Source organism: Prevotella sp. P4-51 (genome assembly GCF_002251455.1).
GTDB lineage: Bacteria > Bacteroidota > Bacteroidia > Bacteroidales > Bacteroidaceae > Prevotella.
The window spans coordinates 112278-137429 of record NZ_NPJM01000065.1; the positions used below are offsets into that span (position 1 = coordinate 112278).

At 53.0% G+C, this 25152-nt stretch carries 19 protein-coding genes; 13 read left to right on the forward strand and 6 right to left on the reverse strand.

The features are described from left to right. Positions 1 to 2: 2 nt before the first annotated feature. The 3 genes from CIK94_RS11710 to CIK94_RS11720 are packed head-to-tail and all read left to right on the forward strand — an operon-like array spanning position 3 to position 4352. A complete protein-coding gene (locus tag CIK94_RS11710) occupies positions 3 to 1871 on the forward strand; it encodes a tetratricopeptide repeat protein (protein WP_094423125.1) in 1869 nt (622 codons plus the stop codon). Beyond that, positions 1846 to 2742, forward strand: coding sequence for a DUF4292 domain-containing protein (locus CIK94_RS11715; protein ID WP_094423126.1), 897 nt, complete (start codon positions 1846 to 1848; stop codon positions 2740 to 2742). Before CIK94_RS11710 ends, CIK94_RS11715 begins: the two co-directional genes overlap by 26 nt. Next, positions 2739 to 4352 (forward strand): peptidoglycan DD-metalloendopeptidase family protein, encoded by a 1614-nt coding sequence (locus CIK94_RS11720; protein WP_094423127.1) that lies wholly within the window; start codon positions 2739 to 2741, stop codon positions 4350 to 4352. Before CIK94_RS11715 ends, CIK94_RS11720 begins: the two co-directional genes overlap by 4 nt. 109 nt (positions 4353 to 4461) lie before the next feature. On the opposite strand, the gene CIK94_RS11725 is transcribed toward CIK94_RS11720, so the two are convergent. After that, entirely contained in the window at positions 4462 to 5523 is a 1062-nt protein-coding gene (locus CIK94_RS11725; RefSeq protein WP_094387266.1) for a M20 family metallo-hydrolase, read from the reverse strand. 34 nt (positions 5524 to 5557) lie between these two features. Next, on the reverse strand, positions 5558 to 5878 hold the full coding sequence (locus CIK94_RS11730) for a nucleotidyltransferase domain-containing protein (protein ID WP_094387897.1): 321 nt from the start codon (positions 5876 to 5878) through the stop codon (positions 5558 to 5560). Positions 5879 to 6695: 817 nt separating this feature from the next. Here CIK94_RS11730 and CIK94_RS11735 point away from each other — a divergent pair. Genes CIK94_RS11735 through CIK94_RS11745 form a run of 4 tightly spaced genes read left to right on the forward strand, consistent with a single transcriptional unit; the run spans position 6696 to position 10325 of the window. Beyond that, positions 6696 to 8507, forward strand: a complete 1812-nt coding sequence (locus CIK94_RS11735; protein ID WP_094423128.1) for a long-chain fatty acid--CoA ligase — start codon at positions 6696 to 6698, stop codon at positions 8505 to 8507. After that, positions 8508 to 9632 (forward strand): peptide chain release factor 2, encoded by a 1125-nt coding sequence (gene prfB / locus CIK94_RS11740; protein ID WP_094387264.1) that lies wholly within the window; start codon positions 8508 to 8510, stop codon positions 9630 to 9632. It begins immediately after the preceding gene. 46 nt (positions 9633 to 9678) lie between these two features. Then, complete coding sequence (locus tag CIK94_RS14580; protein ID WP_022310688.1) at positions 9679 to 9822, forward strand: hypothetical protein; 144 nt, start codon at positions 9679 to 9681, stop codon at positions 9820 to 9822. Continuing rightward, entirely contained in the window at positions 9819 to 10325 is a 507-nt protein-coding gene (locus CIK94_RS11745; protein ID WP_094387263.1) for a CYTH domain-containing protein, read from the forward strand. Before CIK94_RS14580 ends, CIK94_RS11745 begins: the two co-directional genes overlap by 4 nt. Here the strand turns inward: CIK94_RS11745 and CIK94_RS11750 are convergent. Beyond that, entirely contained in the window at positions 10264 to 10677 is a 414-nt protein-coding gene (locus CIK94_RS11750) for a VanZ family protein (protein ID WP_022310690.1), read from the reverse strand. The genes CIK94_RS11745 and CIK94_RS11750 overlap by 62 nt on opposite strands. 107 nt (positions 10678 to 10784) lie before the next feature. On the opposite strand from CIK94_RS11750, the gene CIK94_RS11755 reads away from it, so the two are divergent. Together CIK94_RS11755 and CIK94_RS11760 are read left to right on the forward strand one after the other, a co-directional pair. Beyond that, positions 10785 to 12143 carry a sodium-dependent transporter gene (locus CIK94_RS11755; protein ID WP_094423129.1) on the forward strand — a complete coding sequence of 453 codons (1359 nt, stop codon included), beginning with the start codon at positions 10785 to 10787 and terminating at the stop codon, positions 12141 to 12143. Positions 12144 to 12198: 55 nt separating this feature from the next. Then, positions 12199 to 13095, forward strand: coding sequence for a helix-hairpin-helix domain-containing protein (locus tag CIK94_RS11760; RefSeq protein WP_094423130.1), 897 nt, complete (start codon positions 12199 to 12201; stop codon positions 13093 to 13095). A 1418-nt stretch (positions 13096 to 14513) separates the two neighbouring features. Here the strand turns inward: CIK94_RS11760 and CIK94_RS11770 are convergent. From CIK94_RS11770 to CIK94_RS11780, 3 genes are all read right to left on the reverse strand, one after another. Then, on the reverse strand, positions 14514 to 15023 hold the full coding sequence (locus CIK94_RS11770) for a hypothetical protein (protein ID WP_094423131.1): 510 nt from the start codon (positions 15021 to 15023) through the stop codon (positions 14514 to 14516). A gap of 207 nt (positions 15024 to 15230) precedes the next feature. Further along, positions 15231 to 15578 (reverse strand): hypothetical protein, encoded by a 348-nt coding sequence (locus CIK94_RS11775; protein WP_094423132.1) that lies wholly within the window; start codon positions 15576 to 15578, stop codon positions 15231 to 15233. 13 nt (positions 15579 to 15591) lie between these two features. Continuing rightward, complete coding sequence (locus CIK94_RS11780) at positions 15592 to 16407, reverse strand: KilA-N domain-containing protein (RefSeq protein WP_094423161.1); 816 nt, start codon at positions 16405 to 16407, stop codon at positions 15592 to 15594. Between the two features lie 1574 nt (positions 16408 to 17981). Between CIK94_RS11780 and CIK94_RS11785 the strand changes: the two genes are divergently transcribed. The 4 genes from CIK94_RS11785 (at position 17982) to CIK94_RS11800 (ending at position 25150) form a co-directional block, all read left to right on the forward strand. Then, complete coding sequence (locus tag CIK94_RS11785; protein ID WP_144008389.1) at positions 17982 to 18983, forward strand: FecR family protein; 1002 nt, start codon at positions 17982 to 17984, stop codon at positions 18981 to 18983. 211 nt (positions 18984 to 19194) lie between these two features. Next, positions 19195 to 22515 carry a SusC/RagA family TonB-linked outer membrane protein gene (locus CIK94_RS11790; RefSeq protein WP_094423134.1) on the forward strand — a complete coding sequence of 1107 codons (3321 nt, stop codon included), beginning with the start codon at positions 19195 to 19197 and terminating at the stop codon, positions 22513 to 22515. Positions 22516 to 22523: 8 nt separating this feature from the next. Continuing rightward, on the forward strand, positions 22524 to 24083 hold the full coding sequence (locus CIK94_RS11795) for a RagB/SusD family nutrient uptake outer membrane protein (RefSeq protein WP_094387258.1): 1560 nt from the start codon (positions 22524 to 22526) through the stop codon (positions 24081 to 24083). A gap of 26 nt (positions 24084 to 24109) precedes the next feature. Then, positions 24110 to 25150, forward strand: a complete 1041-nt coding sequence (locus CIK94_RS11800; RefSeq protein ID WP_094387888.1) for a glycoside hydrolase family 18 — start codon at positions 24110 to 24112, stop codon at positions 25148 to 25150. Positions 25151 to 25152: the final 2 nt, after the last annotated feature.

Consider the following 25152-nt stretch of genomic DNA (forward strand, 5'->3'; position numbering starts at 1 on the left):
CGATGATGAAAATCAACTATCGCTATATCCTGATAGCTGCGGTGTTGCTGGTGGCGCTGCTGTCGCTGCCCTCCCAGGCCAAGCGCAAGAAGGTGGTCGTGGCGGCTGCTCCCATCCTCTCTGCCCAGGACCAGCGCCGCATGGACAGCCTCTTCCTCGAGTCGGTCTGCGAGCGCCTCAAGGGCAACGATTCCATCGCACGCTGTCTGCTCGAAGAGTGCCGTGACCTCAACCCCTACGCCGCAGAGCCCTATTTCTTCCTCGCCAAATACTATGCCGACGACGGCAATGACTCGCTGGTTCAGGCTTATCTCGAGAAGACCGTCAGTCTGCGCCCCGACAACCAGACTTATCTCGAGACACTCGCCCTGAGTTACTACCGCAACAACGAGCTGGACAAGGCTGCGGCGGTGTATGAGAGTCTGGCGCGCAAGAACCGCGGCCGCACCGACCTGCTGCAGATTCTGCTCGGTATCTATGACAAGCAGAAAGCCTATGACCGCATGATAGACTGCCTGGACCGCCTGGAGCAGATAGAGGGCAGCGGCGAAGACATCACGCTGAGCAAGGTGAGCATCTACGGACTCAAAGGCGAGCGCAAGAAAGCTCTGGCGTCGCTCAAGCAGCTCGTGGCTGAGCATCCCTATGACATCAACTATCAGGTGATGATGGGCAACTGGCTCATGCAGAACGGCGGAGAGAGCGAGGCGCTCAAGATATTCACCGAAGCCCTCGCCAAGGAGCCCGGCAACGCCAATGTGCTCAGCTCGATGTATGACTATTACAAGTCGGTGGGTCAGCACGACCTTGCCGACAACTGCCTGAAGAGCATCCTGGACAACCCCAAGACCGAAGACAAGACCCGCCTCACCATGATGAAAGCCTTCATCCAGGACAATGAAGCGCGTGGCGACGACAGTACCCGCGTGATAGCTCTCTTTGACCAGCAGGAGAAGCTGGGTGTCTACGACGCTACCCTGGCAGAACTCCGGCTGGCATACCTCAACCTCAAGAAATTTCCCGAATCCGAGGTGCGTAAGGCGCGTACCCGCCTGCTCAGCCTCGAGCCCGACAACGGCTCCGTGAGGTTTGAACTCATACAGTCGTATTGGAAAGAACAGAACTGGGAGGAGGTCATAAAACTCAGCAAAGAGGGCACCGAGTACAACCCCGATGAACTCGCGTTCTACTACTTCCTCGGCCTCTCTTGTTACCAGAATGAGCGCAACGACGAAGCACTCAGCGCGCTGCGCCGGGGTGTGGCGCTTGCCGACGACAAGAGCAACAAGGAAATCGTCAGTGACTTCTACTCGATGATGGGTAATATCCTGCACGACCAGAACAAGGAGCAGGAAGCCTTTGAGGCCTTCGACAACTGTCTGAAGTGGAAGGACGACAACATAGAGTGTCTCAACAACTATGCCTACTATCTCAGCGAGAAGGACACGGCTCTCAACAAGGCTGCGCAGATGAGCCAGAAGACCATCAAGGCCGAACCCAAGAACCCCACTTTCCTCGATACCTACGCCTGGATACTCTACCGTCAGGACCGTTATGCCGAGGCGCGTATCTATATCGACCAGGCGCTTGCCAACGACAGCGACTCGGTCCAGAGTGGTGTGGTGCTCGAACACGCTGGTGATATCTACTTCCGCAATGGTCTCACCGATGAGGCTGTGGGCTACTGGCAGCGTGCGGTTAAGGCTGGCGGTGGCAGTGAGCTGCTCCCCAAGAAGATAAAGTACAGAAAGATAATTGAAGATGGTGACCGGAAGAAGCAAGATGGCGTCAAGCAGAAGCAGAACGGTGACCGGAAGAATCAGGATAATGACAAAAAGAAACAAGATGGAAACAAGAAGAACAATCCATAACGCCACGCTCTTTGCCGTGGCTCTCGTGCTGGCATCGTGTGGTGCCAAGAAGACAGTGATGACCGGCGGCTCGGCGCAGACTCAGGCTGCCATGAAGAAGAGCGACGCCGTGAGCCCCTCGTTGCATTTCGTGCAGCAGGTGAGCGATCAGCGGCTCTACCAGAAGAACATTGTGGGCGACATGAGCTTCAGCATCAAGGCGGGAAGCATCAACCAGACGCTGCCGGGCCAGTTGCGCATGCGCAAGGATGAGGTAATCCGTCTGCAGGTGATGATACCGCTCATCCAGACCGAGGTGGGCCGCGTGGAGTTTACCCCCGACTACGTGCTCGTCATCGACCGTCTGCACAAAGAGTATATCAAGGCCGAGTACAGCCAGTTGGGCTTCCTCAAGGACAACGGCCTCGACTTCTACAGTCTGCAGTCGCTCTTCTGGAACGAACTCCTGCTGCCCGGAACGCAGAAGGTTGGCGAGGGAGACCTTGACAAGTTTACTGCCGAGATTGACGCCTTGGGCGACGAGGTTCCCGTGACGCTCAAGTCGGGCAAGCTCAACTTCAAGTGGAACGCCCGCCGCGCCGACCATCATATCCTCTCGGCGCTGGTGACCTATCTCGGCTCTGCCCACGGCACCTCGAGCCTCGCCTGGAACTACGGTGACTTCAAGGCCGTAGGCGCCAAGATGTTCCCAGCCTCCCAGTCGTTTACTTTCACCACCAATGCTGGCGGCAAGACCCAGCAGGCAACTGTCAGTCTGCGCATGAACAGCGTGCGCACCGACTCCGACTGGCAGGCGCTCACCACGCCGTCTGCCAAGTATAAGAAGGTGGAGGCCCATGATGTGTTTGACAAATTACTCAATATGCGATGAGACGTATTCTGATAGTATTGATGGCAATGGTGCTGACCCTCCCTCTGACCGCGCAGAAGAAGACGACGGCCACGAGGCAGAGCAAGCAGCGCACCACCGCCAAGACCACAACCAAGCGCAAGTCCCAGGCGACGACGACCAGGCGCAAGACCAAGACCAAAGCCTCTGCATCCAAGAACGCCAAACCCACCACCATCAAGGGCTTGCGCAATGAGCGCGCCGCCGTGCAGCGCCGCATCAGGCAGCAGGAGCAGGCGCTCAGAGCCAACAAGGCCAACGTGTCCAAGCGCCTCAAGGACCTCATGATCATCAACAGCGAGATAGGGGAGAAGCAGAAGTCTATAGACGGCATCCAGAAGGACATCACAGCCCTCGACGACAACATCAGCATCCTCAAGTCGCAGCTCGCCACCCTCCAGAGCCAGCTCGATGACCGTCGCCAGCGATATATCAAGTCGATACGCTACATGGCAAGACATCGCAGCGTGCAGGACAAGATGATGTTTGTCTTCTCGGCACAGAGTTTCGCGCAGATGTATCGTCGTATGCGCTTTGTCAAGGAATACGCCGCGTACCAGAAGGTGCAGGGTGATATGCTCAAGGTCAAGCAGCAGCAGGTCAACGAAAAGCATAAGCAGCTGGAGGACGCCCGCGGACACAAGCACCAGCTCCTCAGTCGCGATGTGCAAGCCCGCACCGAGCTCGAGGGCAAGCAGAGCGAGCAGCAGAATATCGTGAAAGGACTGCAGCGCCAGCAGAAGACCATACAGTCTATCATAGACGAGCAGAAGAAGAAAAACCAGGTGCTCAACGCGCAGATTGACCGTCTCGTGGCTATCGAGGTGGCCAAGGCGAAAGCCCGCGCCGAGGCAGAGGCCAAGCGCAAGGCTGCCGCTGCCGCTGCCGCCAAGCGCAAAGCCGAAGAGCTGGCTCGCCGAAAGGCTGCCGCCGAGGCTGAAGCACTTGAAAACCAGCGCCGCATCGAAGAGGCACGCAAGCGCGAACAGCAGTTGCGTGCCGAGGCTGAAGCCCGACGCGGAAAGGGTGAGGCTGAAGAGCGCGCCCGACAAGCTATGCGCGAAGCCACAGCCAATCGCGAGGCTGCCGAACGCAAGGCGCGTGCCGACGAAGCCCGCAGCCGCAAGGAGATAGCTGCCGCCAAGCGCGAGGTGAGCAATGCCGAGTCGATGTCGTCGGTAGACCGCATGATGAGTGGTGGCTTTGAGGCCAACAAGGGTCGCCTGCCTATGCCTATCACCGGCAGCTACAAGGTGGTGAGCCACTTCGGCCAGTACGCCGTCGAAGGCCTCAAGGGCGTGACGCTCGACAACAAGGGCATCAACATCCTGGGCCGCCCCGGAGCCGTAGCCCGCAGCGTCTACGATGGCGAGGTGAGTGCCGTCTTCGGTTGGGAGGGCAGCATGTTTGTCATGGTGCGCCATGGAGCCTACATCTCCGTCTATTGCAACCTGAGTTCGGTGAGCGTGAGCAAGGGACAGAAAGTCTCTACGCGTCAGGCGCTCGGCAATGTAGGCCCCGACCATATCCTCCAGTTCCAGCTGCGTCGCGGAACGACCAAACTCAACCCTGAAACATGGCTCGGCCGTTAGCGCCGCTATCTATATATCTATCGCAAAGAGCGCGCCCGTGTGAGAGGTTCACATGGGCGCGCTCTTTGCGTTTGTGGCTGTCGCCACGGTCGTGGCGGGGGTTTGTGACTTAACCTTCCCAACCCTCGAGCAGCGAGAGATAGGTGTCGATGGCGTGGGAGATTTCGCTTATGCGTATGTATTCGTCGGCAGAGTGGGAGCGGGCGGAGTCGCCGGGGCCCAACTTGAACGAGGGCCATGTCATGAGCGCCTGGTCGCTCAGCGTGGGCGAGCCAAAGGGCGTCATTCCCAATGACAGACACCGTCTTACCAATGGATGCTGGGCATCGATATGCGACGAGCAGAGGTGGAAGGAGCGCGCCTTGACATCGCTCTTGACGTGGCGGCTCACGATGTCATACACCTCGCGGTTGGTATAATGCTCGTTGGTACGTATGTCGACCACCATGCGGCACTCGTCGGGTATCACGTTGTGCTGGGTGCCCGCGTTTATCACCGTCACCTTCATCGTGGTGGGCCCCAAGAGACTGCTGTCGCGCTCAAATCTGTAGTCGCGCATCCACAGCAGGTCGTCCATCGCCTTGTAGATGGCGTTCACGCCCTCGTTGCGCGCGGCGTGTCCGCTGCGGCCGTGGGCGGTGATGTCGAGCACCATCAGTCCCTTCTCGGCTATGGCGGGCTGCATGGCGGTGGGCTCGCCCACTATCGCCACATCTATCCTGGGTAGCAGAGGCAGCACGCGGCGTATGCCGTCGACGCCCGAGACCTCCTCCTCTGCCGAGGCGAGGTATATCAGATTGTATGGGCGTGGTCTGTCTTTGAGCGCGCGATACACTTGCAGCAGCGCAGTGAGTCCTCCGCCGCAGTCATTGCTGCCCAGACCGTAGAGCGTGTCACCCTCGAGCGTGGGGGAGTAGGGGTTGCGCGTCCAGCTCTCCACGGGCTTGACGGTGTCGATATGGGCGTTGAGCAGCAGGGTGGTGCGCCGCTCGTCATACTGCGGGTCAGTGGTCCAGAGGTTGTTGCCCTCGCGCGTATATTCAATTCCGCATCTCCGCAGTTCCGCCTCCATGACATCTGCCGCTCCGCCCTCGTCGCGGCTCACAGACGGAGTGGCTATCAGGCGCATGAGCAGCGCCACCGCGTCATCAGTATATTCTTTTGTGGTCATCGTAATTGTGCGTTTGTTGGTAGAAACGACCGAATTATGCAAGGATAATTCCGTCTCTATTCACATTCTCGTAGAAAGGGGAGAACTGGTAGGTTTCCCATTCCTTCTTGGTGTAGAGGATGGGGTTGATTTCGGCGCCGAGGTTGCAGCCCAGCATGACGAAGGGATAACTCACGTTGTCGTAGTCGTTCTGGGTGAGCGTGTCCTTGTTCAACAGGATAAGGATGTCCCAGTCGGAGTCGCTGCGGGCATCGCCACGAGCCCGCGAGCCATACAGTATCGCTTCGCTGCCGTCGGGGACAGTGCTGCGGGCGATATCCTTGATTTTGTCAATTATCAATTCGTCTGCTTTCATAATCTTGGCGTGTTTCGTGGGTGTAGATGGTGCAACTCTGCATCATGAAACTTGCTTCAAATGCCGAGACACCGTCCATCCCGGGCAAAGTTAAGCAAAAAATCATTGATATTGGTGCTGTAACTCATGTTTTTTTGCTTTTCGGCACATATATCTGCGATGGGCTGTGGGTCGCGCTGCCTTCATCGTGGTGCCCGGGAGTGTGTGCGAGGGCTTCGGAAATGGGGTGGGGCGTGGCGCCAACTTGTCCGAGTGCCTATTCATCTATAATTCGTGGCTTGAAATAATGGGCTCAAAGTCTGAAATGATAAAATCGCGGTTTGCAATCGTCATTTCGTGACTTGAATTGTTTTTGTTTGGCATCTGCATCAACTTAAACATAACGACGGCTCTTCCGTAGAAATCGAAAAAACTCATGTTTTTTCTTTGTATTGTCTTCGGTTTGCACTACTTTACGCCTAAAGGCGTGAAGGTAGGCTGCACCTCAAGATTAAAAATAAATGAATTTATTTTGTAATCTCTTCGGTTTGCACTACCTTTACGGCGAAGCCGTCAAGATAGGCTTCACCTCGGAAATAAAAATAAATAGATTTATTTTGTATTTCGCTCGGTTTGCACTACCTTTGGATAAGGTAGGCTGCACCTCAACAATCCAAAATGAAAAAACCTACGTTTTTTCTTTGTATTGTCTTCGGTTTGCACTCCTTTACGCCTAAGGGCGTGAAGGTAGGCTTCACCTCGGAAATAAAAATAAATAGATTTATTTTGTATTTCGCTCGGTTTGCACTACCTTTGCATAAACTAAATATTATTGCTTATGCAAATCAATAGTCATCTTTCGGTGATCATTCACGACCTTGCCAAGAAGTACGGAGAGCGAACGGCACTTACTTTTCAGAGATTTGGAGAAAAGAAATGGCGCTCAGTATCTTGGCAGCATTTCTCTCTTCGTGTAAAGGAGGTAAGTAACGCGCTGCTTAATCTCGGCGTGAAACCTCAGGAAAATATAGGCGTTTTCTCACAGAACTGTGTGCAGTACCTCTACACCGACTTCGGTGCCTATGGCGTGCGCGCCGTTACCGTGCCTTTCTACGCCACCAATAGCGAGCAGCAGATACTCTATGTGCTCAACGATGCCAAGGTGCGCTTCCTCTTCGTAGGCGAGCAGGACCAGTATGACAAGGCGTTGCGCATCTTCCACCTCTGCCCCACGCTCGAGCGCATCATCGTCTATGATGACGGCGTGAATATCGATACCCACGACTCCAATGCCCTTTACTTCAGCGATTTCATCAAGTTGGGCAAGGGGCTGCCCCGCCAGTCTGAACTTGAGACGCGCTGGAAGGAAGCCAACTACACCGACCTCTGCAACATCCTCTACACCAGTGGTACCACCGGCGAGAGCAAGGGCGTGATGCTCACCTACGGGCAGTATCATGCGGCTCTTCACGCCAACTATGAGTTTGTTGATGTCTCTGAAAACGACCGCGTCATCGACTTCCTGCCCTTCACCCACATCTTCGAGAGAGGTTGGGCTTACCTCTGCCTGTCGGTTGGCGCCCAGTTGATTATCAACACCTATCCCCAGCAGATACAGCAGGCTATGCGCGAGACCCACCCCACGTGTATGTCATCGGTTCCGCGCTTCTGGGAGAAGGTCTACATCGCTGTCAAAGACCGTATGGACAATGCTGGCGCCCTGCAGCAGCGTCTTTTCCACCGTGCCCTCCATGTGGGTCACAAGTACAATGTAGACTGTCTGGCCCGCGGCCGTCGGCCGTCGCTTGCCCTCGCTGCCGAATACAAGATTTATGACCGCACCGTGCTTGCCCTCGTGCGCAAGCAGTTGGGTCTCGACCACCCCAATATCTTCCCCACCGCCGGCGCCGCTGTGTCGCCCCAAGTCGAAGAATTTGTCCATTCCATCGGTATCAACATGGTCGTGGGCTACGGTCTCACCGAAAGCCTTGCCACTGTCTCTTGCGACCACAAGGGCAAACCGTTCACCATCGGTTCGGTGGGTCGTCCGCTCTCTGGCATCGAGGTCAAGATTGGCGACAACGACGAGGTGCTGCTCAAGGGCCCGACCATCACGCCGGGTTATTACAAGTGCGACCAGGTCAACGCCGAAGCCTTCACTGCCGACGGTTTCTTCCGTACGGGTGACGCCGGCTACATCAACGACCAGGGCGAGCTCTTCCTCAAGGAGCGCATCAAGGACCTCTTCAAGACATCCAACGGCAAGTATATCGCGCCCCAGATGATAGAGTCCATGCTACTCGTCGACAAGTATGTAGACCAGGTTGCCATCATCGCCGACCAGCGCAAGTTTGTCGCCGCCCTCATCGTGCCCGACTTCCGTCTGCTCGAAGCCTACGCCCGTGACAACCACATCGAGTTTGGCTCGCGCGAAGAGCTCTGTGCCGACAAGCGCATCCACGACATGATGACCGAGCGCATCGACACCCTCCAGCAGACGCTGGCCCACTACGAGAAAATCAAGCGGTTTACCCTCCTGCCCCATGGCTTCACCATGGAGAATGGAGAGCTGACCAGCACCCTCAAATTGAAACGAGCTGTCGTCTACAAGAACTACAAGGAGACGATAGACAAGATGTACGAAGAATAAATGATAACAAGTGATCAGTTGAAAGACGTTCTGGAGCGCACCGATGCGTTGGCGCGCTACCTGAACATCGACCAAAAGAAGGTGGAGTTTGAAGAAGAACAGCTCCGCACACAGGCGCCTGACTTCTGGGAAGACCCCAAGCGCGCACAGGAACAGATGAAGAAGGTCAAGGGCATTGAGCGTTGGCTCAAGGACTACAAGGCGGCACGCGAATATGCCGACGAGTTGCAGCTGGCCTTCGATTTCTATCACGACGATATGGTGACCGAGGACGAAGTCGACGCCGACTACGCCAAAGCCATCAAAGCCATCGAGGAACTTGAACTCAAGAACATGCTGAGACAGAAGGAAGACCCGATGGACTGCGTCATGAAAATCAATTCGGGCGCTGGCGGTACCGAGAGCCAGGACTGGGCGTCGATGCTTATGCGTATGTATATGCGTTGGGCAGAGTCACACGGCTACAAAGTGCGTGTGGCAGACCTGCAGGAAGGCGATGAAGCCGGCATCAAGAGCGTCACTATGGAGATAGAAGGCGGTGAGTATGCCTATGGCTACCTGAAGAGCGAGAACGGCGTGCATCGCCTCGTGCGCGTATCGCCTTTCAATGCCCAGGGCAAGCGTATGACCAGTTTTGCCAGCGTCTTCGTCTCGCCCCTCGTCGACGATACCATCGAGGTGGTGGTCGAGCCCGCCCGCCTCTCTTGGGATACCTTCCGCTCCAGTGGTGCCGGAGGTCAGAACGTGAACAAGGTAGAGTCGGGAGTGCGCCTCCGCTATCAGTATGAAGACCCCGACACCGGCGAGAAAGAAGAAATTCTCATCGAGAATACCGAGACGCGCGACCAACCCAAGAACCGCGAGAACGCCCTGCGTCTGCTCAAGTCGCAGCTCTATGACCGCGCCATGAAGAAGCGTCTCGAGGCCAAGGCCAAGATTGAAGCCGGCAAGAAAAAGATAGAGTGGGGAAGCCAGATACGCAGCTATGTCTTCGATGACCGTCGCGTCAAGGACCACCGCACCAACTACCAGACTGGCGATGTCGACGGTGTGATGGACGGCAAAATCGACGACTTCATCAAGGCTTATCTCATGGAGTTCCCTGTCACCGACGACGAAGATTGAACCCCTAAAAGAAACATCGATATATTAACCTAAAAACATAACAACTATGAGCGAAAAAAGTAAGATGCGCCGCGCCAAGAAGGCAGCCATGCAGGAGAAGGAAGGCAAGAACGTGATGAAGTGGTTGATAGTAACCATGGTAGTATTGACTCTTGCCGTGATAGGTTACGCTATGGTATTGATGCAATGAGCGGTGTAGAAATAGAACGTAAGTTTCTGGTCAGGAAAGGCGATGCGTACAAGCGTGTTGCCTTTTCTTGTACCCACATCCAGCAAGGCTATATCCCTGCCGAGGGTGCCACGGTGCGTGTCCGCGTACGCGACGACCATGCCTACCTCACCATCAAGAGCCGTTCGCAGGACGGCGGACTCAGCCGTTATGAGTTTGAGAAGGAGATAACCCTCGACGAGGCGAGCCACCTCCTGCGTCTGTGCCGGGGTGGAGTCATCGACAAGAACCGTTATCTCGTGCGCAGCGCCGATGGCCGCCACGTGTGGGAGGTGGACGAGTTTTTCGGCGACAATGCCGGGCTTGTTATGGCAGAGATAGAGTTGGCTTCGGTGGACGAACCCTTCGAAAAGCCCGATTTCATCGCTGTCGAGGTTACCGGCGACCGCCGTTTCTACAACTCTAATCTTCTGCGCGCCCCTTACGCCACCTGGCGTGACACGCTGCCAGAAGCATACCGATAGGTTGGCCGATGAGCACGCCCAGGCTGTCGGCAGCCAAGTCCAGCCACTCCCCGCTGCGCGTGCCGCCGGTGCAGTAGGCCTGGACCAGCTCTATCACCCCGCCCATCACGATGGGCAGCAGCAGGGCGTAGACCACCATCCCCCGGCGGTCGGAGGTGAGGCGCAGCCGGGCGCGGTCTGTCCATATCATGGCACACAGTCCGCCATACATCACCAGATGCGTCCACTTGTCTATCATGCTTACCTCAGACAGCGGCGTCTCGGGAATGGGGATGATACACAGTATCCATATCACGATGATACACAGTGTCGAGAAGGGATAGTCTCGACACAATTTCCATATACTTTTCATTTTTCTCTTCGATTTGCTGACAAAAGTAAATAAAATTCATTACTTTTGTATCAATCACGACGATTATTAGTACGTACGACATAAAAATAGTAGTTATTTGAGGGAAAATGATGGAAAAAAGAGGTAATTTCGGAACCGAACTGGGAATGATACTTGCCACCGCCGGCGGTGCCGTCGGACTGGGCAATGTGTGGCGATTTCCCTATATGACGGGCGAGAATGGCGGCGCAGCCTTCATTCTGGTCTATATCTGTTGTGTGCTTATGCTGGGCATCCCCTGTATGCTCTCCGAGTTTATCATCGGCCGTCACGGTGCGTCCAACACCTACCGCGCCTACTCCCTGCTCTCCGGCGGCAGCGCCTGGAAGTATGTGGGTCTCTTGGGTGTCGCCACCGGTTTTCTCATCATGGGCTACTATGCCGTGGTGTCTGGCTGGTGCCTGCAGTATGTCTATGCCTCGTTCTTCGGCGAGCTCACCGGCAATGCCGACTTCGTAAACCGCTATTTTGCCGAGTTCTCCTCCGACCCCTGGCGCCCCGTCATCTGGACGCTCGCCATCCTTGTCATCACCTGTCTGGTGATTGTCAACGGTGTGCGCAGCGGTATTGAGCGTACCTCCAAGATGCTCATGCCCACGCTCTTCATCCTGCTCCTTGTCATCGTCGTGGCATCGTGCCTCCTGCCCGGTGGCGAGCGCGGCATGGAGTTCCTCTTCAAGCCCGACTTCACCAAACTCGACAGCGACGCCTTCCTCGGCGCCCTCGGTCAGTCGTTCTACTCGCTCAGCATCGCCATGGGCTGCATCTGCACCTATGCCTCTTACTTCAAGCGTCAGACCAATCTGTTGAAGTCGGCCCTGCAGGTGTCACTGCTCGATACGCTGATAGCGGTGCTGGCTGGACTGATGATATTCCCTGCCGCCTTCTCCGTGGGAGTGAACCCCGGCAGCGGCCCCTCGCTCGTCTTTGTCACCCTGCCCAACGTGTTCAACCAGGCGTTTGCCGCCGTGCCCTTAGTGGGCATGCTCGTGTCGGTGTTCTTCTACGCCCTCCTGTCGCTGGCAGCCATCACGTCGCTCATGTCGCTCCACGAGGTGAGCACAGCCTTCCTCATCGAGGAACTGCATATCACGCGCCGCACGGCTGCCACCTTCGTCACCGCTGGCAGCCTGTTTATCGGCATCTTCTGTTCGCTCTCGTTCAGCGATATACCATGGCTGAGCTTCGGCGGGCGCACTCTCTTCGACTGGTTCGACTTTGTGACGGGTCAGATATTCCTCCCCGTGGGTGGCTTCCTCACCTGCCTGTTTATCGGGTGGGCAGTGCCGCGCAAGCTGGTGCGCGACGAGTTTACCAACTGGGGCACCGTGTCGTGCAGGGTCTTCGGCGTCTACCTGTTCTTTGTGCGCTATGTCTGTCCCACAGCCATCCTCGCCGTCTTCCTCCATCAGCTCGGCGTCTTCTGATGCCCCGGGCTGCCGAAGATAAACCACCTTACACCTTATTATATTATATATAGCGATGAAGTTGTCCCGCCCCTATTACCTCTGCAAGAGCGACCGCGTGGTTGTCCTCTTCCTGTTGGCAGTCCTTGCTTTCGGGGTGATAGGCTATCATCTCTTGTGGCCCAGTGCCGACACCACTCCCATCGCCGCTGCCGACAGCATCCGCAGCAAGCGTAGCGCCGTGGGCACAGACTCTCGGCGTGCTTACACCTATGCCACGCCCTCGCGCCAGGTGGTCTATGCCCCCTTCGACCCCAATACCGCCGACAGCACCCAGCTGCTCAGCCTTGGTCTGCAGCCCTATCAGGTGCGCAACATCTATCACTACCGTGCCAAGGGTGGAGTCTTCCGCCGTCCGTCCGACTTCGCGCGCCTCTACGGTCTCACCGCCAAGCAGTATCGCGAGCTCGAGCCTTATATACGCATCTCGGCAGACTATCTGCCGGCATCGGAGGTCTATGCCGTCCATGACGAGCGGCCCAAAGCCTCTTCCGACAGCCTGCGCTATCCTGTCAAATTGCGCAACTCCGAGCGCATCGCCCTCAACCTTGCCGATACCACGCTCCTGCGCCGTGTGCCTGGCATCGGTGCCTACTACGCCCGCCGCATTGTCGCTTACCGCCAGCGTCTGGGTGGCTATGCCCATGCCCGTCAGTTGCTCGAGATTGACGACTTCCCCGAGGAGGCTCTTCCTTTCTTCACCGTCGATGCCGGCGACATCCAGCGCCTCGATGTCAACCGTCTCTCGCTCTCCCAACTCAAGCGCCATCCTTACATCAACTATCTCCAGGCGCGCGCCATCTGCGACTATCGTCGGCTGAAGGGTCCCCTCGCCAGCCTCGACCAGCTGCGTCTGCTCTCTGCGTTCACCGCTGACGACATCGAGCGTCTCCGTCCTTACGTGCGCTTCTAATCTCACGCTACCAGCCATCTTTTTTCTTCCCATCAGTAGTCTCTTTCCCACCAAAGCGACACCTAAATGTTAGGAAAGCGACACAAAAGTTACGCAAGGTTACACCCGCTTTGTGGCAAATATCTTATTTTTGCCTATGGATATCAAAGTGATAAACATAAGCAACTTGCATCCACTATGACCGTCTCTTCGTGCCGCCGCATTGCTACTCGTGTGCAGCCCGTGTCAGACATCTCGTCATTCTGTTGGCTCTCGGCATTCGTTTCGCAGCCATGGTAGGTGCTATCGTTGCCCTTGGTGACCACTTGAATTTTGACAACATATTTTTGAATTGACTAATCTGCTAATAATATCTCTTTGAAATGTTTGATGATGTGCGGCTCCACAGTCAGGGCCGCACTTTCATTTTCCCCCGTTGGCTTCGGTGGGGGAAAGCCCCATCCCAGCCTTCCCCAAGGGGAAGGAGTTCTATCCCAACGTGTTTGCCCGTGGCGGGTTGGTTAATTATCCCTTTTGTGAAAGAGCAAAATATCAACTGCGAGTAACGCCTAAGGCTAATCGCAACTCTTACAGAGTAGCTATGATTGGTGGGGTTGATACCCAGGGTAGCGTGCTTCGCCCGCAACCCTGGGCTGGGGAATCGCAACTCCTACAGAGTTGCCAAGGATAAGCCCCATCCCGACCTTCCCCAAGGGGAAGGAGCTCAGCGTCAACCATTTCAACCTTCTTCGAGGGGTTTGGGTTTAATAGGGGGGCATTCCATCCTTCACCAAGTGGAACAAGTTTAATACGGGCCACATCCCAGCCTTTCCTTAGGGAAAGGAGTTCTATCTTAATGCGTTAACCTGGGGTGCTTTGGCTTTCTCTCCCCTTGGGGAGAGTTAGAGAGGGGCTGCTGTCGTTCATTCCCTTTTGTTGAAAGCAGGAAGTACGCACCCTCGGCAACTCTGACAGAGTTGCGATTTCATAGCCTAGGGTTGAGGGGCGCAGCGCCTCTACCCTGGGTACATATATAATAAGGTATAGCAACTCTGTAGGTGTTGCGCTTAGCCTAAGGCGTTACCTGTAGTAGGTTTTTGTCCCCAGGATATTGGATATAATTTCATCTGCGAGTAATTAATAGGTTGCGGAGATGATACAAAAAGTTTTGCTCCTTTTCAGGGCTTCGCCCTATGCGTCTGCGTGTGGTGGCAGATATTCCCGAGAGCGGGCTCTCGGATATCCGCCACCACCCACCGCCGCGCCTGCCCGATGGCAGGCTGAAAAGGAACAAAATCAAAAAGCCGCCGTTGGCGGTAAAAAAAGCCCGGCTGTTCGCCGGAACAAAAAATGAATACATTATTTGCGCCATCTCATTCCATGGCGCGTATATAATTAGAGGCAGTGACATTTGCAATCCTCCCTCGCTTAGTTGAAATTCACTCAGCAGCGGAATCTAAGACTATGAAACAGATGTCACCAAAGTGCTCTTTGCCGACTTCTTCGCCTTTCAGGATTGCCGGCATTGAGATAATACCCTTTGATTCAAGAATGTCAAGCAAATCCCACATCACTTCGTGATAAAATATCACCTGACTCAACTGTTGTGAAGCAATATTGTGAGCCTTACCCCATGATATGCAATGCTTCTTGACAGCATGACTTAAATCTGTTGTTATATCCCGGCAAAGGAGATCGATTTTGTCATTGTTGTTCCGGTATATCACAGGAATAAGGATATTGCTATTATCGTCGGTGAGACCCCAGCCTGCGACGGCATCAATGACTTCTTGTTTTACGATACGCTTGCCGCCATTAGCCGCCACTTCACGTGCAAATGTCATAATCTTGGGCATACTCATCCAATAGCCCAGATTATCGGTCCAGTTCTGTTTTACCGGACCGTAGCCATTAGTCCCGATTTTATCATGGTTGCGGCTTTCAAACATAGCCCAATAGGCTCCCGACCATGTGCCATGATTTTCGCAGCTACGTGGCGATGACAGGAACTCGTCCTCCCAAATGTAATTATCCAGCAGATACGAAAATATAAGACTATAGGTCTGTTGAGAATATCTGGCCTCATCAAAAGCACCCACCAGCCGTCTGATTTTGGGCTCGATTTTCGGGAAAATGCTGTCGGCAAAATCTTTTGACTATCGGCGGATTTGTTGTGTCTCACTTTTCCCGAAAATGTGTATTTTTGTAGTATAATGCTCGTTATTGCACATCAACAAATCGCCAACTTCAAGCAATCTAAGTTGACTTCTGTTGTAAGGAATACCAAGTGAGTCCAATTTGGCGGCAGAACCAGACTGAACAAAGGCACAAAGAATATCCCAATTGTTATCTGTCAGATATTCGCTCGGATGAAAACTGTTGTAAGAGCAGAATGCTGAAAGGTCAAAAGACTTCAACGGTCGGCCAATAATTGTATCTTGTGTATTAGCCATTATATGCATTGGCAAAAATTCCATGCACAAAACCAATAAGAAGTTTTTCATAATGTTTGCATTTTTATTTTAGCAATTTTCTATCATTGTCGCCGCTTTCCAGTACGCTCATCTGATGAATGGCTATTTGGTTCAGCTTCACAAGCCGCTCGCTCTGAGTCATGCCTTGTTCGATGAAAACCGCATTAAGGTTTTCCATATTTGACAGACAGATAAGTTCGTTGATTGTGGCGTAGTCGCGTATGTTTCCTTTGGGGTCGGGATTTGCCTCGCTCCATTGTTTTGCCGTAACACCGAACATTGCCACATTCAGCACATCGCCCTCATTGGCGTAGATGATGCTTGCCTGTGCCGGAGTAACCTCGGCAGGGATAAGGTTCTGCTTTATGGCATCGGTATGTATGCGGTAGTTGATTTTCGATAACTCACGTTTCGCCGACCAACCTAATAACCGCTGTTCCTCCGTTTTGAGCCGCTGAAATTCCTCGATAAGATAAAGTTTGAACGTCACACTTATTGCCGAACCAAATTCAAAAGCTATATCCTTATGAGCATAGGTACCTCCATAGCGACCTTTCTTTACTATTATTCCGATTGCGTTTGTGCGCTCTATCCATTCAGAAGCACTCAACACAAAGGACGGCAAACCTGCACTCATTCTAAAGTGGTCAAATTCGACCACTTTGAAATCAGGATTATGAATCATCTCCCAAGTACCAAGAAATTCAATAGTGTAGCGGTTTCGCAACCAGTTCTTGATTATATCGGCAGAACGGTTGTCGCCCTCTTTGGCAGTTGCCATATCTGTGAGGGAGATATAATCCTGTTCCTCTAACGAGAGAACTGTGATAGGTGTATTTTGAACGATAATTTTAGACATCGTTTCAGATATGGCGTATATGCCAATACGCAAAGTTATACATTTTCGCTGATATACATCGCATTCTCTTGATTTTTTCTTTATTTTTAATCCAAAACCGTTCTTTCGTATTGTATGTCCTATATATATAATGAGGGTGTGGAGATGATACAAAAAGTTTTGTTCCTTTTCAGGGCTTCGCCCTATGCGTCTGCGTGTGGTTGCGGATATTCCCGAGAGCGGGCTCTCGGATATCTGCCACCACCCACCGCCGCGCCTGCCCGATGGCAGGCTGAAAAGGAACAAAATCAAAAAGCCGCCGTTGGCGGTAAAAAAAGCCCGGCTGTTCGCCGGAACAAAAAATGAATACATTATTTGCGCCATCTCATTCCATGGCGCGTATATAAATGGAGGCAGCGACATTTGCAATTTAATGGATAAACAATAAATGGCTTGCTGTGGGTAACAATTCGCACTAATAGCATGCGCATTTCCTGCCGCGAGTAACGCCTACGGCTAATCGCAACTCTTACAGAGTAGCTATGATTAGATTGGTTGATACCCAGGGTAGCGTGCTTCGCCCGCAACCCTGGGCTGGGGAATCGCAACTCCTACAGAGTTGCCGCTGCTTGTGGCCATCCCAAACACGAGTCCTATCCCAACTTTCTCCGCGTTGAAGGAGCTCTATTCCAATGCGTTAATCGGTGGTGGTTCGGTTAATTATCCTTTTGTGATAGGGCAAAATATCAACTGCGAGTAACGCCTTCGGCTAATCGCAACTCTTACAGAGTAGCTATGATTAGTTTGGTTGATACCCAGGGTAGCGTTCTTCGCCCGCAACCCTGGGCTGGGGAATCGCAACTCCTACAGAGTTGCCAAGGATAAGCCCCATCCCAATCTTCCCCAAGGGGAAGGAGCTCAGCGTCAACCATTTCAACCTTCTTCAAGTGGATTGAGTTTAATAGGGGGGCATTCCAACCTTCACCAAGTGGAACAGGTTTAATACGGGCAACATCCCAGCCTTGCCTTAGGGAAAGGAGTTCTATCTTAATGCGTTAATCTGGGGTGCTTTGGCTTTCTCTCCCCTTGGGGAGAGTTAGAGAGGGGCTTTTGGGAGCAGTCGAGGGGCCTCCTCCCAGATATTGTTTTTTTACCGGCGTAAGCTGGACTTTTTTTACGGCCGCAGGCCGCTTTTTGTTCCTTGGCGTCTTCTGATGTCATGCTGTGCATGACGGTGGTGATGGCGTTGGCGGCACGAAGGAAAATTGTTTTCCGGCTGACGGCTGCGTCTATCGCCACAAAGGCGGAGCCTTCAGAAGACGCCGAGGCTTTTTGTATTTATTTTTTATGGAGCAGTAAGTCTATATATATAATAAGGTGTAGTGGTAAACATGAAGTAATAAAGTGTCAGCATCATCTGCCTGGTCCTTATTCCTTGTGTAAATAGCCCCTCTCTCATCCCCAAAGTGCTAATTTTGGCTAAAAATATCGGTGAAAATGGTGGAAAATTGATTTTTTTTGAAAAAAATCGCATTTTTGACTACCCCATTTAAGATATTTTTCGTCTTATTGATGTATATCAAATCGACAACGACGTGCAAGACGAACATTTTTACGACTTGATGGTAGGCTATTTCAGTGACAACCTCAGTACTGAGGAGGTCGCTGAACTCCTGTTGTGGCGCGATGCCAACGAAGCCAACTCCCGCCTGTTCAGACAGCTTCACACTATGTGGATGTCCATTCCCAATATGGAGCAGCTGGCTAAATATGACAAAGTGCTTGCCTACAAAAAGTTTATGGAGTGCGTGCATGCTCATCAGCGTCAGCGTCGCCATCGCCGCGTGATGTATATGATGCGCTACGCTGCCATCCTTCTTGTCACCGTGGGTGTCTTCTCCTACCTCTTTTATATAAAGGGACAGGATATGGTAGAGTCTCGCTTCGCCGACATCAGCGTCGAAGCCCCCTTAGGTTCCACAACCCGTATGACCCTCCCCGATGGCACACAGGTTTGGCTCAATGCCGGCTCACGCATCACCTACTCTCAGGGTTTCGGTGTTCGCGAACGCAATGTGAAGCTCGTGGGTGAAGGCTACTTCGAAGTTGCCCATAACGAGAAACTCCCCTTCCATGTCAACTCCAGCGCTCTCAAGCTGCGCGTGCTCGGTACCAAGTTTGACTTCCGCGACTACCCCGACGACCCTAATGCTATGGTCACTCTCGTCGAAGGTCGCGTAGCCTTAGGCAGCCATGCCGACTCTGCCAACCGTGAATACCAGTTGCAACCCAACGAGTGTGCCGTCTTTGAGAAAGGCTCCAAGAACATGACCATCCAGTCTTCCGTCGCCCAAGCGTCACGCCAGTGGACCCAGGGAGTACTGATGTTTCATGACACCACCCTGCGCGAGATAGCCCTTACGCTCTCTCGCAGTTACCACCAGCGCATCGTGATTGCCGACAGGCAGCTCGCCACTCTCAACTTCTATGCTACCTTTAACCGCGACGAGCAGACGCTCACTCAGATTCTCGACGCCCTCTCTGCTACCGGGCGCATCAGATACAAACTGCAAGGAAAGACTTACATAATATACTAAGGGCACTCCCCGACTTTATAACTTACTTTTACAACTTTAACCTCAGACACCCAACAAAAACAAAACAGAAAAGAACCTTATCACGAGCCCCACGGTCATAAAGACTGTGCCTGGGCTCACCCTGATGGCGGCCAGGGAACAAGCCCCACCAACGTAAACAATAACCTACGAATAAGAGTTAATAAATATAATTATCTAATTTAGTACAGTAATGAATATCAGAAAAAAAGGCCTCTTGGTAGGCGCGTTTCTGTTGTGCATGAACCTCGGTGCCCTCGCACAGAGCTTGCAGATGCAGCTCAAGGGAGTCACTGTAGAGAAGGCAATGACAGAATTGAGACAAAAGAGTGGATATTCGTTCGTGTTTGAGTCAGCTGACGTGAATACCGCCAAGGTAGTCAGCGTTAACGCGAAGGATGTCAAGCAGGCTGTGGAGCAGATCCTCCGTGGCCAGAGTGTTTCTTACGAGATTAAGGGTAAGAACATCGTCGTTTCAAAGAAGCAGGGTAAGACCGTGGCTACCGCCAAGGCCAACAATCCCAAGAAAAAGGTAACCGGTACTATCACCGACGAGAACGGTGAGCCCATTATCGGTGCCACCATCAAGGAGAAGGGCACTCAGAATGCCGTAATCTCTGATGTAGACGGTAACTTCGTGCTCAACACCACCGAAGGCGCAGAGCTCGAGATTACCTACATCGGCTATGCCGACCAGACTCTCAAGGTAACTGGCAAGGACAAGTACAGCGTGTCTATGTCTTCAGGTACCAAGGAGCTCAACGAAGTTGTGGTTACCGCCCTCGGTATCAAGCGTGCTGAGAAGGCTCTGAGCTACAACGTACAGCAGGTGAGCGGTGAAGACCTCCTCACCAACAAGGATGCCAACTTCATCAACTCCCTCAACGGTAAGGTTGCCGGTGTAAACATCAACGCCAGCTCTGCCGGTGCAGGTAGTGCCTCTAAGGTTGTGATGCGTGGTACACGTTCAATCGAGCAGTCAAGCAACGTGCTCTATGTGATTGACGGTATTCCAATGTTCAACCTCGGCTCCGACGGTGACTCTGGTTTCGGTTCTAACGGTACTACCGAGGCTATCGCCGACATCAACCCCGAGGATATCGAGTCTATGTCAGTGCTTACCGGTGCTGCCGCTGCCGCTCTTTACGGTAACCGCGCTTCTAACGGTGCCATCGTTATCACCACCAAGAAGGGTAAGGAAGGCAAGACCGAGGTCACTGTAAGCCAGACCACTGAGTTCTCTTCAGTTTTCCGTACTCCCGACTTCCAGAACGCTTACGGTACAGGCAGCACACTGCGCGACGCTGGTGGTGAGTCTTACAGCTGGGGTGCCAAGCTCAACGAGACCAACTATCGTGGCTATGACCCTGTAGACAACTACTTCAAGACAGGTGTCGTTACTACCGAGGCTTTCACCCTCTCTACCGGTACTGAGAAGAACCAGACCTATGTTTCTGCCAGTGCCCTCAACTCAGGTGGTGTAATCCCCAACAACGAGTACAACCGTTACAACTTCACCATCCGCAACACAGCCAAGATGCTCAACGACAAGCTGACTGTTGACGCCGGTGCAAGCTACATTATCCAGGATGACCGCAACATGACCAACCAGGGTGTATATGGTAACCCACTGGTAACCGCATACCTCTACCCCCGCGGCAACTCTATCGATGACCTCAAGATGTTTGAGCGTTGGGATACACAGCGTAACCTCTACGTTCAGAACTGGAACGACCTCGCAAGTGAGTTCGTAGGTCAGAACCCCTACTGGATCAACTACCGCAACGTACGTACCAACCGCAAGTATCGCTATATGCTCAACCTCGGCGCCAGCTATAAGCTCACCGACTATCTGAGCCTTGCTGCACGTATCCGCGTAGACAACGCCACCAATACCTTCGAGAAGAAGTACTATGCTTCTACCAACAAGACTCTCGCTGGTGAGAATGGTCAGTACGCTCTCGTGAAGACCGATGACAAGCAGACTTACGGCGACGTAATGATGACTTTTGACAAGCGTTTCTTCCAGGACCGACTCTCTGTCAATGCCAACCTCGGTGCAATCATCTCTGATGTTAAGCAGGGTGTTACTGGTATCGATGGTCCTATCAATGACAACCTCATTCCTAACGTATTCAACGAGTACCAGATTGACCCCAACCGCGAGAAGCGTCAGCCCGGTGGCTACCACGACCAGACCAAGTCTGTCTTCATGAGCGCTGAAATCGGATGGAACAGTCAGTACTACCTGACTCTTACCGGCCGTAACGACTGGCCCTCTATGCTCGCTGGTCCCAAGTCTAACAAGTCTTCATTCTTCTATCCCTCTATCGGTGCATCATGGATTGTATCACAGACATTCCAGTTGCCCAAGCAGATTGACTTCTTGAAGGTTCGCGGTTCATTCGCTTCTGTAGGTATTCCTTTCCCACGTTGGTACGCCAACCCTGTATATGAGTGGGATGAGGCCAACCGTCAGTGGAAGAGCCAGACCATTTATCCTATGTACAACCTGAAGCCTGAGACCACAGACTCTTGGGAGTTCGGTTTGCAGACCCGTCTGTTCAAGCACTTCAGCCTTGACCTGACACTCTACTGGACCAAGACTTACAACCAGACCTTCAACCCCGACATATCAGTATCTTCTGGTTATAGCACCATGTACATCCAGACCGGTAGCGTAAGCAATAACGGTATCGAGTTGGCTCTGGGCTATGACAACAGCTGGGGCAACTTCAAGTGGTCTTCTAACTACACATTCTCTGCCAACAAGAACAAGATCAACGAGCTCGTAAAGAACTACGTTCACCCTGAGACCGGCGCCATCATCAACAAGGACCGTCTGGACCTCAACGGTATGGGTTCTGCTCACTTCCTGCTCAAGGAAGGTGGTACGCTGGGTGACCTCTACTCTCTCACCGACGTAGTACGCGACAGCGAAGGCCGTGTATATGTTGACGAGAACGGTAAGGTGTACAAGGACACCAACGTAGGTGACATCAAGCTGGGTTCCGTATTCCCCAAGTGTAACATGGCTTGGCGCAACGACTTCAGCTACAAGGGCATCAACTTCGGTTTCATGTTTGCTGCACGCTTTGGCGGTATCGTTTACTCAGCTACACAGGCTGCCCTCGACGCTTACGGTGTGTCTAAGAACACTGCCGACGCCCGCGACCTGGGTTATGTACTCGTAAACGGTGAAGACCGCGTGAATCCTGAGACATGGTACACCACTATCGGTGCTGCCGACGGTATTCCCCAGTACTATACCTACAGCGCTACCAACATTCGTCTGCAGGAGGCAAGCCTTGGTTATACCTTCAAGAAGAACGTATTCTTCGGTATCGGTGACCTGAGCCTCTCTCTCGTTGGTCGCAACCTGCTGATGCTTTACTGCAAGGCACCTTTCGATCCTGAGACCACAGCTACCACCGGTAACTACTATCAGGGTATTGACAAATTCATGACACCAAGCACACGCAACCTTGGTTTCAACATCAAACTCAAATTCTAAGAGTAACTATGAGACAGATTAAAAATATCATAATGAGCGCGGTTGCTGCAGGTCTCTGCCTGAGCTTCTCCAGCTGTACTAACGACTACGAGAGCTTCAACCGCAACCCCAACGGCGTCACCAAAGACGAAACCCAGCGCGACGCCTATGCTATGCGTTCAGCCATGCTGAACCTCGAAGGCTGGGTAATTCCTACCGATGTCAACACCAACCAGTTCACCGAGTGTCTGATGGGTGGTTCTTACGGTGGTTACATTGCTGACTCCAACGCAGGTTTCGCTGGCAAGAACTTCGGTCAGTTCAGCCCTGAGAACGGATGGAGCCGTGTAATGTTCAAGGATGTCATCCCCAAGCTCTTCATCTACTGTGGCGAAGTAGCCCGTGCTACCGACGATCCTATCCCCAACGCCGTAGCTTCTATCATCAAGGTGTCAGGTATCCAGCGCGTTACCGACTGCTACGGTCCTATCCCTTACTCTCAGGTAGGTAAGGACGGTCAGATTACCGCTGCCTATGACTCTCAGGAGCAGGTGTACAACCTGATGTTTGAGCAGCTCAACGCGGCTATCGACGTGCTGACCCAGAACCGTACTGCCGACTTCAGCGACAAGGCTGACCGTGTGTATGGTGGTAATGTGACCAAGTGGATCAAGTATGCCAACTCTCTCAAGCTGCGTATGGCTATGCGTATCTCTAAGGTGGCTCCCGCCAAGGCTCAGCAGATGGCTGAGGAGGCTGTAAACCACGAGGTAGGTACCATGACCTCTAACGACGACAACGCCGAGTTGACTCTCGTTTCTACCAACCCCTTCGAGATTATCATGTACGAATACAATGGTGGTGACTCTCGCGTAAGCGCTGATATCACAACCTATATGAATGGTTACAACGATCCCCGTCGTGAGAAGATGTTCACCAAGACCACTTTCGGCGGTCTCGTTGACAACGGCTACTTTGGTATCCGTAGCGGTATCGCCATCCCTGGCGGTTCTATCGCTCACGCATACAGTAACTATATCGTAGCCACCGACAGCAAGCTCATGTGGATGAACGCTGCCGAAGTAGCTTTCCTCAAGGCTGAGGGTGCTCTGCGCAACTGGAACATGGGCGGTACTGCCAAGGAATTCTACGAGCAGGGTGTAAAGCTGTCATTTGCACAGTGGGGTGCCAATGGTGCCGACGCTTATCTGGCTGACAACACCAGCATGCCCGCTTCTTACAAGGACCCCGCTGGGCTCAACACCTACTCTGGTGCTACCTCACAGATTACCATCAAGTGGGAAGACGGTGACTTCGAGAAGAGCCTCGAGCGCATCATCACCCAGAAGTGGCTTGCCAACTTCCCCCTCGGTCAGGAGGCTTGGGCAGAGTATCGTCGTACCGGCTATCCTATGCTGATGCCCGTTGTTGTCAACAACAGTGCTGGCGTAGTAAACTCAGCCCGTGGTGCCCGTCGTCTGGCTTATCCTCAGGAGGAGCGTCTCAACAACGCCGAAAACTATGTTAACGCTGTAGGTCTCCTCGGTGGTGCCGACAATATGGCTACTGACCTGTGGTGGGCAAAGTAAAACATTCAAAGATAATATAGACAATTATGAAAAGTATCTTAAAATATATCAGATTATCAATGGCATGCATCGCCGCAACAGCCTTCGTGGCAAGCTGCGACACCGATGTAGAGTCTATTGACATCAACAATCCGGGTGTAGACAACCAGAACCCCGGCCTTTATCAGGACTATCTGTCCCACCTGAGAAACTACAAGAAGGGTTCTCATAAGGTGGCTATGGGATGGTTTGACAATAGCGACAAGGCTCCCAACTCTCAGGGCAAGCACATCCACTCTGTACCAGACAGCTTGGACTACATCGTGCTGACCAACCCCGACAACCTGGCTGCTTTCGAGCTCGCCGAGATGAACGAAATACGCGAGAAGAAGGGTACCAAGGTGGTATTCGAAATCAACTACGAGAACATCAAGGTACAGTATGACGAAGAGAAGAAGGACTTTGACGCTGCAAACGAAGACCCCACAAAGGTATTCCCCGCTTTCAACAGTTACCTCGTTGATACTGTAAGCGCCAAGCTCGCTCTCGTAGAGAAGTACAACTATGACGGTGTAATCATGGCCTTCAACGGTAAGATTACCACCTTCATGACTGAAGCCGAGAAGGCAGAGTTCATCGCTCAGCAGAACGTATTCATCGGTATCGCCAACGACTGGGCTGAGCGTCACGCCAACAAGGAGCTCCTCCTGATGGGTAAGCCTCAGAACATCCTCACCAAGGAGGTATTTGACAAGGCCAAGTATCTCATTCTGCCCGCACAGAGCGAGGTTACAGCCTCTGCCCTTACTTACCTGGCTCTGAAGGCCCTCGAAGAGGGTGTGCCTACTGACCGCTTTGTAGCCCTCGTCAACGCACCTTCACTCGACCCCACAGACACCAAGACCGGTTACTGGGGCAAGGAAGTTGCCATCAAGGGTGCCGCCAAGTGGGCTGCCGCCGAGTATCAGGGCTTCGTTCCTGCCGGTATCGCCATCCAGGGTATGAGCAATGATTACTATCACTCATCGTTCACTTATCCCAATGTGCGTTCAGCCATTTCTATCATTAATCCTAATGCTAAAAACTAAAC

Coding starts and splice junctions, on each gene's coding strand:
- CIK94_RS11710 (WP_094423125.1), top strand. CDS start 3: ATGATGAAAATCAACTATCGCTATATCCTGATAGCTGCGGTGTTGCTG.
- CIK94_RS11715 (WP_094423126.1), top strand. CDS start 1,846: ATGGAAACAAGAAGAACAATCCATAACGCCACGCTCTTTGCCGTGGCT.
- CIK94_RS11720 (WP_094423127.1), top strand. CDS start 2,739: ATGAGACGTATTCTGATAGTATTGATGGCAATGGTGCTGACCCTCCCT.
- CIK94_RS11725 (WP_094387266.1), bottom strand. CDS start 5,523: ATGACCACAAAAGAATATACTGATGACGCGGTGGCGCTGCTCATGCGC.
- CIK94_RS11730 (WP_094387897.1), bottom strand. CDS start 5,878: ATGAAAGCAGACGAATTGATAATTGACAAAATCAAGGATATCGCCCGC.
- CIK94_RS11735 (WP_094423128.1), top strand. CDS start 6,696: ATGCAAATCAATAGTCATCTTTCGGTGATCATTCACGACCTTGCCAAG.
- prfB (WP_094387264.1), top strand. CDS start 8,508: ATGATAACAAGTGATCAGTTGAAAGACGTTCTGGAGCGCACCGATGCG.
- CIK94_RS14580 (WP_022310688.1), top strand. CDS start 9,679: ATGAGCGAAAAAAGTAAGATGCGCCGCGCCAAGAAGGCAGCCATGCAG.
- CIK94_RS11745 (WP_094387263.1), top strand. CDS start 9,819: ATGAGCGGTGTAGAAATAGAACGTAAGTTTCTGGTCAGGAAAGGCGAT.
- CIK94_RS11750 (WP_022310690.1), bottom strand. CDS start 10,677: ATGAAAAGTATATGGAAATTGTGTCGAGACTATCCCTTCTCGACACTG.
- CIK94_RS11755 (WP_094423129.1), top strand. CDS start 10,785: ATGATGGAAAAAAGAGGTAATTTCGGAACCGAACTGGGAATGATACTT.
- CIK94_RS11760 (WP_094423130.1), top strand. CDS start 12,199: ATGAAGTTGTCCCGCCCCTATTACCTCTGCAAGAGCGACCGCGTGGTT.
- CIK94_RS11770 (WP_094423131.1), bottom strand. CDS start 15,023: ATGTTTGAAAGCCGCAACCATGATAAAATCGGGACTAATGGCTACGGT.
- CIK94_RS11775 (WP_094423132.1), bottom strand. CDS start 15,578: ATGAAAAACTTCTTATTGGTTTTGTGCATGGAATTTTTGCCAATGCAT.
- CIK94_RS11780 (WP_094423161.1), bottom strand. CDS start 16,407: ATGTCTAAAATTATCGTTCAAAATACACCTATCACAGTTCTCTCGTTA.
- CIK94_RS11790 (WP_094423134.1), top strand. CDS start 19,195: ATGAATATCAGAAAAAAAGGCCTCTTGGTAGGCGCGTTTCTGTTGTGC.
- CIK94_RS11795 (WP_094387258.1), top strand. CDS start 22,524: ATGAGACAGATTAAAAATATCATAATGAGCGCGGTTGCTGCAGGTCTC.
- CIK94_RS11800 (WP_094387888.1), top strand. CDS start 24,110: ATGAAAAGTATCTTAAAATATATCAGATTATCAATGGCATGCATCGCC.